The organism is Agarivorans sp. B2Z047 (assembly GCF_023373605.1).
GTDB lineage: Bacteria > Pseudomonadota > Gammaproteobacteria > Enterobacterales > Celerinatantimonadaceae > Agarivorans > Agarivorans albus.
Genome location: NZ_CP088080.1, coordinates 4,482,310 through 4,494,542, shown reverse-complemented (window position 1 = coordinate 4,494,542; position 12,233 = coordinate 4,482,310). Strand labels below are relative to the sequence as shown.

Here is a 12,233-nt window from a genome sequence, read left to right as displayed (position 1 = left end):
GATGAGAGTGAACAATGAGAATAACCCTCCCTGAGTTTGCCCAAGCTAAGGTGTTAGTAGTTGGCGATGTAATGTTAGACCGCTATTGGCATGGACCTACCGGGCGCATCTCGCCTGAAGCCCCGGTTCCAGTGGTTAAAGTTGAACAAATTGAAGAACGCCCTGGCGGCGCGGCTAACGTAGCCTTAAACGCCGTGGCCTTAGGCGCAGGCTCTACGTTATTAGGTATGAGCGGCGAAGACGAAGCAGGCATTGCCTTAGAAAACAAGTTGGCTGCAGTTGGTGTAGAGTGCCAATTTACTAAGTTTGCTGATTACCCAACAATTACCAAGCTACGGGTACTGAGCCGTCACCAGCAATTAATTCGTTTAGATTTTGAAGAAAATTTTCATGAAGTAGATAGTAAAGACTTAACCGCTAGTTTTGCTGAACAGGTGAAGCAGCATCAAGTGGTTATTTTATCTGATTACAATAAAGGCGCATTAAACCAAGTTGGCGATTTAATTGCTCTGGCACGCGATGCCGGTGTCCCTGTTTTGGTTGACCCAAAAGGCAGTGCGTTTGATAAATATCGCGGTGCAACTTTGCTCACGCCTAACTTTTCTGAGTTTGAAGCGGTGGTTGGTCACTGTAAAGATGAAGACGAAATTATTAGCAAAGGCGAAGCTCTAATCGAGCAGTTAGACCTTGAAGCATTACTGGTGACACGCAGTGAACACGGTATGACGCTTATCCGTAAGGGCCAACCAGAGTTGCATTTAGCCGCGCTAGCACAAGAGGTTTACGATGTAACCGGTGCTGGTGATACGGTGATTTCTACTTTAGCTAGCTCTCTAGCAGCTGGCTCGAGCTTAGACGATGCTTGTGCCTTAGCCAATGCAGCTGCAGGCATTGTGGTTGGAAAACTAGGTACGTCTACGGTGTCTACCATTGAGCTTGCCAACGCAGTATATGGTTCGCAGGAAACTGGCTTTGGCGTGCTAAGTGAACAACAGCTTAAGTTTGCTTTGGAGGCTGCTAAGCGTCGCGGCGAAACGGTGGTGATGACCAACGGTTGTTTCGATATTTTGCATGCCGGTCATGTGTCTTACCTTAATCACGCACGCACTTTGGGTGACCGTTTAATTGTTGCAGTAAACAATGATGATTCTGTTAAGCGCTTAAAAGGTGAAGGGCGCCCGGTAAATAGTGTCGATCGCCGTATGGCGGTGCTTGCTGGTTTAGGTGCGGTTGATTGGGTGGTTGATTTTAGTGAAGATACGCCACAGCGTTTAATTGCAAACTTATTGCCAGACTTATTGGTGAAAGGCGGCGATTACAAGCCAGAAGAGATTGCTGGTGGGCAAGAAGTGATTGCCAATGGCGGTGAAGTGCGAGTGCTTAATTTCGAAGATGGTTGTTCAACTTCGGAAATCATTAAGTCTATTCGTCAAAATCAAATCGATTAGTTTTGTCGTTGATTCAAAAAAGGCGCCAATTGGCGCCTTTTTTATTGCGGAATTTTTACTAAAGATATTACTGAGGAGGCATTAAGCCAGAGTTAACCAGGGCTACGTCTTCTTCAGTTAAAGTACCGGCTGCTTGTTTAAGCGCTAGCATGTTAAGAATATAATCATAACGGGCGTTAGCTAAATCGCTTTTTGCAGAATACAAGTTACGTGTGGCGTCTTGTACGTCAACAATGGTACGAGTACCTACTTCAAAGCCTGCTTCGGTGGCTTCTAGTGCGCTTTGTGAAGACACTACTGTCTGCTCAAAGGCTTTAACCGAACCAATACTGGCACTTACGTTATTCACTACCGAGTTAACCGTGCTTTGCACTGTGCGGAAGGTTTGCTCTAGCGCTTCTGAAGAGGCGATGTAGCTAAACTGCGCTTGTCGTACTTGTGAATCAATGCTGCCACCTAAGTAGATAGGCCAGTTGAACTCAAGACCAATATTACCAGCATTTGAACTACCGCCTTGAAGTGAATCATAGGCGTCGTTACCGTATTGGTTATTGTCATAACCAATACCTGCAGTTAGGTCTAGGGTTGGTAAGTGACCACTTTGTGCTAATTCGATTTGCTCTTGAGCAATCTCTTTACTAATGCGCTGAGCGTTTAGCTCTAGGTTGCGGTCGGTCGCAGTAGCTAACCAAAAGTCTGAGCCTTGCTCAAGCGGGTTTGGCTCAAAACGCTGGGTATTAAGAATGTTAAGCTCGCGGTGCTCTAAACCGGTTAGCTCTCGTAAGTCTTCGTAGCTGTTAGATAGGTCGTTACGCGCTTGAATTTCTTGGGCAAGGGTACGGTCATATTCAGCTTGGGCTTCGTGTACGTCGGTAATTGCTGTAAGACCAACGTTAAAGCGTTGTTTAGTTTGCTCTAACTGACGACCAACGGCTGTTTTGTTAGCTTCTACAAAGCTTACGTTGTCCATGGCACGTAATACATTGAAGTAAGCATTACTTACACGAATAATCAGGCTTTGTACGTCATTACCATATACGGCTTCAGAACGTGTCGCATTCTTTTCAGAGATGCTTAAGCTGGTCCAGTTGGTTTTAGAGTAAAGCGACTGGCTAAGGCCAACTGATGCATTGGTGTTGGTAATGCTGTCGATGGTGTCGTTACTGGTAGTAGTGTATTTAGCACCGGCACCAAAACCAATTTGTGGAAGCAGTGATGCACGAGATTCGGTAATTTGCTCAAAGGCGATGTCACGCTGAGCTTTACTTTGCAAAATTACAGGATCTTTTTCTTGAGCGAGTTGATAAATTTGCAATAAATCATCAGCTTGGGCTTGGAATGCTAAAGAGCTCATTCCACAAGCTAATATTAACGATTTGATTTTCAGCTTCATTACGCCTTTCCTTTGGTCGCTGTGTTAGCGAGGTTATTTCGGGAATAGATATTTACTTTGTGTAGACTAAATCTTAATAGTTTAAAACTACCACAGTTTAATTAATGCTAGTCTATACCAGCTTTATTTCTAGAGTAAGACCTAGATAACAAAGAAAAAGCATAAATTTACGGTCAATCTTGTGTTTGATCAATAAGTTCTGACAATTTTTATACCAACCGTTACAAAAAGGAGTTTTGGTCAATATGACAAAGTTGCAAAATAGTAGTCAATTCTCTCATCAAGATGTGGAAATCAAAGATGTAGAAGATGTATATCAAGGCTTCTTCAAGATGCAGCGCTATACTCTGCGCCATCGTTTGTATCAAGGCGGTTGGAGTAACTGGATTCAGCGTGAAATGATGGACCGTGGTCACGCTGCCGGTATTTTGTTATTTGACCCTAAGCTAGATCAAGTGGTGTTGGTGGAGCAGTTTAGAATTGGCGCCATTGAAACTGGCGCTAGCCCTTGGTTACTGGAAATTGTTGCCGGCATGCTAGACAGCGGCCAACCACCTTTAGAGGTGGCAGTGCGCGAAGCCGAAGAAGAGGCGGGCTTAAGCGTAAATCGGGTATTTTCTTGCAACAGTTTTTTGCCGGGCGCTGGTGGCTTAAGTGAACGTATTCATTTGTACATAGGTGAAGTGGATGCCAGCCAAGCGGGCGGTGTTCATGGTCTAGATAAAGAAAACGAAGACATATTGGTTAAAGTGGTGAGTCGTGAGCAGGCCTTTGAGTGGGTGCAGCAAGGTATTATCGATAATGCAGCAGCGGTTATTGCTATTCAGTGGTTGCAGTTGAATTTGCAGAAGGTACGGCAGCAGTGGCAAAATGATGGCGATGGTGATGCCCAGTAATACTGGCCCCACTCGTTATCGAGTCAATCTCGACGAATTGATGCAGCTTTATGCTGCTAATTACAGCTTGATGACGCGTTTATTTCCAGGGCCACTTGAAGTGGGACAAATTTTACGTTTGATCCCCAAATTGGGTGAAGATTATTTACTGGAAAGCAAAGAACTTACTCGCTACACGGCGCTCTACGAGATAAGGCAAGCCAGTGCTCAAGCCTATAATTACCTGCAGCCGCAGCTGTTGGTGCGTTTGTATCACGATGCACGGTTGGCGGAAGTGTGTGCTAGTCAGCAGATTTATAAGCTTAAACCAAGGTATGATTACCCGAATAAAAAGATGCATCATCAAGATGAAAAGCATCAAACAAATCAGTTTCTTAATGACTGGTTAGTATTTTGTTTAAAACAGCGGATTAAAGTTGAGTTTGCTTAAGCAAACTACAAGAAAAAATTGTGGCATTTAATAAATTAAACATAAACACAGCACCAGACGGAAGTGTGCACTTATTGCAGGTTACCGATACGCACTTGTTTGCCGATGAGCAAACTGGCTTGTTGGGGGTTAATACCAACGACAGTTTCAGTGCAGTCATAGAAAACATTAAAAGTGACAATATTCCCTTCGATTATATTCTTGCAACGGGTGACTTATCTCAAGATCACACCAAGCGCTCTTATCAACGTTTTGCCGAACGAATTGCCGAGTTAGAACGTCCTTGTGTTTGGTTACCGGGTAATCATGACATGCAAGAAAACATGCTGACGCTTGAGCAGCATGGGGTGCTGGCTGCAAAGCAATTGGTGAGTGAGCATTGGCAAATCATTATGTTGGATACCCAGCTAGAAGGTGAGCCTCACGGAATTATGAGTCAACGCCAGTTAGACAACCTAGCTGAAGCTTTGGCTGAGTATCCCGACAAACATGTGTTGATTGCTATGCACCATCAAGCGATTCCGGTGGGCAGCAAATGGTTAGATCAACACAACCTTAAAAATGCTGATGAGTTTTTTGCGGTTATTGCTGATTTTCCAAATGTTCGTGGGGTGATCTTTGGCCATGTTCATCAAAACTATGAGTTCCAGTTCGACGGCATTGCTTTTATCGCAACGCCCAGTACTTGTATTCAGTTTTTACCTTTATCGGCTAATTTTGCCTTAGATCATCAGCAACCTGGTTGGCGTTACTTGCAATTAACAGCTGAAGGACGCATTGCTACTCGCTTGCGGCGTCTATCTGAGCGCAGTTTTCTTCCTGATCCTAAATCGAAAGGTTATTGAGTGGAGCCACCTTCAGTATTATTGTATTTACACGGATTTAATAGCTCTCCTAATTCGGCTAAAGCGCAAGCAATGGCTCAATATCTTGAACCATATCAAGATCAAATTCAGCTGGTATGCCCACAACTTGCTTGGTACCCCAACGATGCTTGGCAGCAGATTGAAGACATTCTCAATCAACACCGTGGCAAAAAGCTCGGTGTAGTGGGTAGTTCTTTGGGCGGCTTTTTAGCGACCCGAGTGGCTCAGCAAACTACAGCTAAAGCGGTGCTGGTTAATCCAGCAGTTAAACCCTATGAACTGTTAAAAGACTATTTAGGCGAGCAACAAAACCCTTATACTCAGCAGCATTATCAATTAGAACAACAGCACATCGAGCAGTTAAAGCAATTAGAAGTAAGCCAATTAAGTTGTCAGCAGCGACTTTGGGTGATGCTACAAACCGCAGATGAAGTGCTGGACTTTAATTTAGCAGTCACAGAATATAAGGGAGCAACTTTCACCATTGAAGAAGGCGGCGACCACAGTTTTCAAGGATTTGAAAATCACTGTGCTGCCATTCTCGACTTTTTGGCACTTAGGTAACAATTTCTATCATGGCTGATCAATATAATTCAGACTCTATTGAAGTATTAAGTGGTTTAGACCCGGTTAAACGCCGCCCTGGCATGTATACCGATACCACTCGCCCCAACCACTTAGCCCAAGAAGTTATCGACAACAGTGTCGATGAAGCCTTAGCTGGCCATGCGCGCGCAATTACCGTTACCTTATTTGAAGACCAGTCCATCGAAGTTATTGATGATGGCCGTGGTATGCCTACCGATGTTCACCCAGAAGAAAAAGTAAGCGGGGTAGAGCTTATTTTCACCCGATTACATGCTGGTGGTAAGTTTACTAACGACAACTACCAGTTCTCTGGTGGTTTGCATGGTGTGGGTATTTCCGTGGTGAATGCCTTGTCTTCGAGAGTTGAAGTTCAAGTGCGCCGCGATAGCCAGCTATTTGAAATGGCCTTTGAAAACGGCGATAAGGTTCAAGAACTAACGGTTACGGGTACGGTTGGCAAGCGCAATACCGGAACGCGAGTACGTTTTTGGCCAACAGCCAGCTACTTTGATAGCCCTAAATTTTCAGTCTCTCGTTTACGTCATTTACTGCGGGCTAAAGCGGTACTCTGTCCTGGCTTAAACATTAAATTTGTCGATAAAGTTAACAAACAAAACGACGAGTGGTTTTTTGAAGACGGCCTAAAAGACTATTTAAGCCAATCATTTAAAGACTACATAAGCCTGCCAGAAGATCCTTTCACTGGTGCATTTTCGAGTAAAGACGAAGCAGTAGACTGGGCAGTAAGCTGGTTGCCAGAAGGTGGCGAAAGCATTACCGAAAGCTATGTAAACCTTATTCCCACAGCGCAAGGTGGTACTCATGTAAACGGCTTACGCCAAGGTTTACTTGATGCTATGCGTGAGTTCTGTGAGTTTCGTAATATTTTACCGCGAGGCTTAAAACTAACGCCTGATGATATATGGGATCGCTGTTGTTATGTCTTGTCGGTAAAAATGCAAGATCCGCAATTTGCCGGACAAACTAAAGAGCGATTATCTTCGCGCCAATCAGCAGCCTTTGTTTCAGGGATTGTTAAAGATGCCTTTAGTTTGTGGCTGAATACCCATACCGATCAAGCAGAGCTATTGGCCGAAGTGTTCATTAGTAATGCCCAGCGTCGACTTCGCTCAACTAAAAAGATTGCTCGTAAAAAGGTCACTTCTGGCCCGGCATTACCCGGCAAGCTCACCGATTGTACGAGTCAAGATCCGTTAACTGGCGAACTGTTTTTAGTGGAGGGTGATTCTGCGGGCGGTAGTGCTAAGCAGGCTCGAGAACGTGAATTTCAGGCAGTTATGCCACTGCGCGGAAAAATCCTAAACACTTGGGAAGTTGATGCGACAGAAGTATTGGGTTCACAAGAAGTTCACGATATCTCGGTTGCTATTGGTATTGACCCAGACAGTAATGACTTAAGTGGCTTACGTTACGGCAAAATCTGTATTTTAGCGGATGCTGACTCGGATGGCTTACACATTGCCACGCTGTTGTGCGCCTTGTTTATGATGCACTTCCGACCATTGGTTGAGCAGGGGCATATTTACGTTGCTATGCCGCCTTTGTACCGAATTGATGTGGGTAAGGAAGTTTTCTATGCACTCGATGAAGATGAGAAGCAAGGCATACTAGATCGCATTGAGGCCGAGAAAAAACGCGGTAAAGTTAATGTACAGCGCTTTAAAGGTTTGGGTGAAATGAACCCTTTGCAACTGCGTGAAACCACCATGGATCCAAATACTCGCCGCCTAGTTCAACTTACCGTTGAAGAGGAAGAAGCTACTGTGCAGCTGATGGACATGTTGTTAGCCAAGAAGCGCTCGGGCGACCGCAAGCAATGGCTGGAAACAAAAGGCGATATGGCCTCAGACTTGGTATAGGGAACAGATTGAGCATGCGCGATTTGCGATTAGGTTTAGCCAGTAAAGCATTGCTGCTGTTATGCGGTGTTTTGTTAGTGACCTTGGTGGGCTTAATCAGCTTCAACCATGACAACTTAAAAAGCTTTTTCCAGCTTGGCCGTGCGCAAGTTATCGACAACCAACAATACCAGTTGCAAAAATACTATCGCGATGTGTTTGCGCGCTTACAAGGCGTAACCTCAAGCCAGTCTTATCGTTTTGATTCTTACCAACAAGAAAACCTCCCTGCGATATTCGATTCTTTCTGGCAAGACCTACGGGCTAATACCGAACTACCAGTGCGTAGCATTGCAGTGGTAGACCCTCTAGAGGGTTTAAAATTCGAATTTGGTTACATTGCCCATAGCGAGAAAGCGCTAGAGTGGATGCTAAAAGATCCCGACGACGTGCAAGCAAAATGGATACTCGATTGTCCCTTAAGCTGTCGCATTATCATCGCAACTGACCTCGATAAAATGGAAGAGCAGGGCAGCTATCGAATTTTCTACAGTATCGACTCCTTACGTTTGCTGGAGCTTTTCCCAGCAAGCCAAGGCAGCCATCACTTTTTGGTTGAGCTTAACGACGATAATAGCCTTGAATTACTTTACGCAGAGTCGGCTTTTCGGGAAATGGTTCAAGACTTATTAGTAGGTTTAAACGCTGAAAATATAATACATGGGGTGGAGCAGTTTAATACTGAGATGGGCCTTACCGAGCTGCATGCTTTTAAGGTAAATAATACCAGTCAGCAAAAACCTGTTTACTACGCCATTGTGAACGACATTAATACTCAGCTAAATCAGCTTAAGCGTGCCGATTACAACAACTTACTGTTTGGTATTGGCGCGTTGTTTTTTGCCGGCGCGATTGTTGTATTTGCACTGAGTCCATCACTTAGGCGGATCCGCCGCACCATTGATAACCTGCCCTTATTAGCTCGCTCGTCACATAATCTGTTTCGTCGAAACCTAGAAAGCAACAGCAAGCGTTTCTTACAAGATGAATCTGATGAGCTTAATCACACCTTAATTCGTCTTTCCTACCAGCTAGAAGCTTTGGAGCAGCAGCTTAAAAGCCGCGCCGAAGAACTAGAGTGGGTAGCCAATTACGATAACTTAACCGATTTACCTAACCGCCGTAAGTTTGAGCGAGTCATTACTCAAATGGTTAAAGAGAAGCGTTACGGCTGTTTGTTGATGGTGGATCTTGATAACTTCAAATATGTAAACGACATCAGTGGTCACGGCGCGGGTGATGAAATGCTGCGCCAAGTATCTTCAAGCTTGGAGCGCTTATTGCCAAACGATACTTTATTGGCGCGTATTAGCGGTGATGAGTTTGCAATCTATTTGGAAGGTACCAGCCTTGCCTATTCTGAAGTGGTGGCTCAGCGAATCATTAGCATGTTGGCGCAGGTGAGTGTACCAGGGCATAACATTATTCATACGGCGTCAGCCTGTGTGGGCATTGTTGCCTTCCCTGAGCACGGCAACGGCTTTGAAGACTTAATGGCCAAGGCAGACATTTGTAACAACCAAGCAAAAGAGCTAGGTAAAAACTGTGTGGTTACCTTCCAAGCAGAGAACAGTGATACTGAACTGGCTAAAAAACATTATTGGTTAGACTTAGCACAAAACGCCATTGAGCGTGACCGCCTAGAACTGCACTATCAGCCAATCATGAATAACAAGCTCAACAAGGTTGAACATTACGAAGTGCTATTGCGAGTGCGTGATGAAAACGAGCAATTGCATTCGCCTTATCAGCTTATTTTGGCTGCTGAGAAAAACGGTCAAATTGATAAAATTGATTTGTGGGTAGTACAGCAAGCCCTACAACAAATGGAAACTAACCTGCGTAACGGCTTTACCGATAAACTTGCAATTAACTTGTCGGCACGCTCTTTCTGTAGCGAAAAGGTGATTGCGCGCATTGCTCGCGAGTTTGTTAGCCGCAATATCGCTGGTGATATGATTATCTTCGAAATTACCGAAACCGCCGCGCTGCCAAACATGAAGCAAGCAGAGGAGCATATTCGTCGCCTTAAAGCTTTAGGCTGCGCCATCGCGCTGGACGACTTTGGTGTAGGCTATTCATCTTTTCATTCGTTGAAACATTTGCCCTTTGATTACCTAAAAATCGACGGCTCATTTGTCCGCGAAATTCTTAATCAGAATGAAGATAAAGTATTTATTCAAGCCCTGGTTGATATTGCCAATCAACTTGGCCATAAAACGGTAGCCGAGTTTGTAGAGTCAGAAGCATTAAACAACGAACTTATCAACTTGGGAGTGGATTACTCGCAAGGCTATTACATCGGTAAACCAGCTAGCGCACGCTATTTCTGGCAATTTGACAAAGCATCAGCAGTGCTAGCTTTGCAAGGAACATAAAAGGTTATTAAAGCATGAGTGATGCCAATGAACTCAGTTTAGAAGGCGTTGAACGCCTATCAATGAGTAACTTTACTGAGCAGGCGTATTTAAACTATTCCATGTACGTCATTATGGATCGCGCCTTACCGCATATTGGTGACGGCTTAAAACCGGTGCAACGACGCATTATTTACGCTATGTCGGAGCTAGGTTTATCGGCCAATGCGAAATACAAAAAGTCGGCACGTACCGTGGGTGACGTACTGGGTAAGTATCACCCACACGGTGACTCGGCCTGTTACGAAGCCATGGTATTAATGGCTCAGCCATTCTCCTATCGCCACCCTCTGGTGGATGGGCAAGGTAACTGGGGTGCTCCAGATGACCCGAAATCCTTCGCTGCAATGCGTTATACCGAAGCCAAGCTATCTAAGTTCTCAGAAGTATTACTGAGCGAGTTAGGTCAGGGAACTTGTGATTGGATCCCTAACTTTGATGGCACAATGAATGAGCCTAAGACGCTGCCAGCGCGCTTGCCACACATTTTGCTAAATGGTGTTACCGGCATTGCGGTGGGCATGGCTACCGATATTCCTCCACATAATGTGAAAGAAGTCGCTAATGCTTGTGTGCATTTGTTGGATAACCCAAAAGCGCAACTAGAAGACTTATTAGAGCACGTTCAAGCACCTGATTACCCCACCGAAGCTGAGATTATCACGCCAGCCAAAGACATTCGTAAAATCTACGAAACTGGCCGTGGTTCGGTGAAGATGCGTGCAGTATTTCATACCGAAGATGGTGAAGTAGTTATTACGGCATTGCCACACCAAGTGTCTGGTGCCAAAGTCTTGGAGCAAGTCGCCGCGCAAATGCAGGCTAAAAAGCTGCCAATGGTGGTGGACTTACGTGATGAATCAGACCACGAAAATCCTACCCGTATCGTAGTGGTTCCGCGCTCAAACCGAGTAGATGTTGATCAGCTGATGAATCACTTGTTTGCGTCAACCGATTTGGAGCGTAATTACCGAGTTAACCTCAACATGCTGGGCTTAGATAATCGCCCACAAGTGAAAGGTTTAGTGCAAATATTAAGTGAGTGGCTACGCTACCGCCGTGATGTAGTGCGCCGCCGCCTCCAGTATCGCCTTGATAAAGTGCTGGCACGCTTACATATTTTGGATGGCTTGTTGATTGCCTTCCTAAATATTGATGAAGTGATTGAAATAATTCGTACCGAAGATGAACCTAAAGCCGCCTTAATGGAACGCTTTGGTTTATCTAATAAACAAGCGGAAGCGATTCTTGAAATCAAGTTACGCCAACTTGCCAAACTTGAAGAAATCAAAATTCGCGGCGAACAAGCCGAACTTGCTGAAGAGCGCGATAAGCTTGAAAAGCTATTAGGCAGTGAGCGTCGTATGAGCACATTGCTTAAGAAAGAACTCATAGCCGATGCTGAAACCTATGGTGATGAGCGTCGTTCACCTTTAGTTGAACGCTCAGAAGCTAAAGCCTTAAGCGAAAAAGAACTCATGCCTAACGAAGCCATTACCGTGGTCTTATCGGAAAAAGGCTGGGCAAGAGCTGCAAAAGGTCACGAGGTAGATGCGCAGGGCTTAAGCTACAAAGCGGGCGATAGCTTCCTTGGTAGTGCTAGTGGGCGAAGTAACCAACAAGCAGTATTCTTCGATACCGCAGGGCGAAGTTACGCACTAGACTCGCATACTCTGCCGTCTGCACGTAGCCAGGGCGAGCCTTTAACTGGGCGCTTTAATCCTGCACCTGGTGAAATGTTTAGCCATGTGGTGATGGCCGATGATGAACAGCGCTATTTAATTGCCTCGGATGCTGGTTATGGCTTTATTGGCAAATATGCCGACATGCTTAGCAAAAATAAAAATGGTAAGGCTTACTTAAACCTGCCTGCCGGCAGCAAGGTACTCGCGCCTATTGAAGTGCGCAGTTACGATACCGATAGCTGTTTAGCCATTTCCAACGAAGGGCGCATGTTAGTTTTCCCACTTACTAGCCTGCCAGAGTTGGCAAAAGGCAAAGGTAATAAACTAATAAGCATTCCAACGGCGCGGGTTAAGAATCGCGAAGAGTACGTCACCCTGTTGCAAGTGGTGCCCGCCGATGCATCGGTCACCTTGTTTGCCGGTAAGCGCAAACTTACCCTAAAACCAAGCGATTTAGATCACTACCGTGGCGAGCGAGGTCGTCGTGGTAATAAACTGCCGCGTGGTTTGCAACGTGTTGATGGCATTGAAATTGAGGCCACTGCCTTAGAAAATGACGAGTCAACAACAGATGACGCTTAGATTAAGTTT

9 protein-coding genes are annotated in these 12,233 nt (G+C 45.1%); 8 read left to right on the top strand and 1 reads right to left on the bottom strand.

The features are described 5' to 3' along the window. Window positions 1-14: 14 nt before the first annotated feature. A complete protein-coding gene (gene hldE / locus LQZ07_RS20770; RefSeq protein WP_152784272.1) occupies window positions 15-1,448 on the top strand; it encodes a bifunctional D-glycero-beta-D-manno-heptose-7-phosphate kinase/D-glycero-beta-D-manno-heptose 1-phosphate adenylyltransferase HldE in 1,434 nt (477 codons plus the stop codon). Between the two features lie 67 nt (window positions 1,449-1,515). Here hldE and tolC read toward each other — a convergent pair whose 3' ends face one another. Then, a complete protein-coding gene (gene tolC / locus LQZ07_RS20765) occupies window positions 1,516-2,841 on the bottom strand; it encodes an outer membrane channel protein TolC (protein ID WP_152784274.1) in 1,326 nt (441 codons plus the stop codon). A gap of 245 nt (window positions 2,842-3,086) precedes the next feature. Here tolC and nudF point away from each other — a divergent pair, with 245 nt between their 5' ends. Genes nudF through parC form a run of 7 tightly spaced genes read left to right on the top strand, consistent with a single transcriptional unit; the run spans window position 3,087 to window position 12,224 of the window. Further along, window positions 3,087-3,737, top strand: coding sequence for an ADP-ribose diphosphatase (gene nudF / locus LQZ07_RS20760; protein WP_016401660.1), 651 nt, complete (start codon window positions 3,087-3,089; stop codon window positions 3,735-3,737). After that, window positions 3,727-4,167, top strand: coding sequence for a DUF1249 domain-containing protein (locus tag LQZ07_RS20755; RefSeq protein WP_152784276.1), 441 nt, complete (start codon window positions 3,727-3,729; stop codon window positions 4,165-4,167). Before nudF ends, LQZ07_RS20755 begins: the two co-directional genes overlap by 11 nt. Before the next feature lie 20 nt (window positions 4,168-4,187). Next, the gene (gene cpdA, locus LQZ07_RS20750) at window positions 4,188-5,012 is read left to right on the top strand and encodes a 3',5'-cyclic-AMP phosphodiesterase (protein WP_246612298.1); all 825 of its coding nucleotides are present in this window, start codon (window positions 4,188-4,190) and stop codon (window positions 5,010-5,012) included. Continuing rightward, window positions 5,013-5,597, top strand: a complete 585-nt coding sequence (gene yqiA / locus LQZ07_RS20745) for an esterase YqiA (protein ID WP_249483333.1) — start codon at window positions 5,013-5,015, stop codon at window positions 5,595-5,597. An 11-nt stretch (window positions 5,598-5,608) separates the two neighbouring features. Continuing rightward, window positions 5,609-7,501, top strand: a complete 1,893-nt coding sequence (gene parE, locus LQZ07_RS20740) for a DNA topoisomerase IV subunit B (protein ID WP_016401656.1) — start codon at window positions 5,609-5,611, stop codon at window positions 7,499-7,501. 14 nt (window positions 7,502-7,515) lie between these two features. Further along, window positions 7,516-9,918, top strand: a complete 2,403-nt coding sequence (locus tag LQZ07_RS20735; RefSeq protein ID WP_194164182.1) for a bifunctional diguanylate cyclase/phosphodiesterase — start codon at window positions 7,516-7,518, stop codon at window positions 9,916-9,918. Between the two features lie 14 nt (window positions 9,919-9,932). Further along, on the top strand, window positions 9,933-12,224 hold the full coding sequence (gene parC, locus LQZ07_RS20730) for a DNA topoisomerase IV subunit A (protein WP_152784279.1): 2,292 nt from the start codon (window positions 9,933-9,935) through the stop codon (window positions 12,222-12,224). Window positions 12,225-12,233 lie beyond the last annotated feature (9 nt).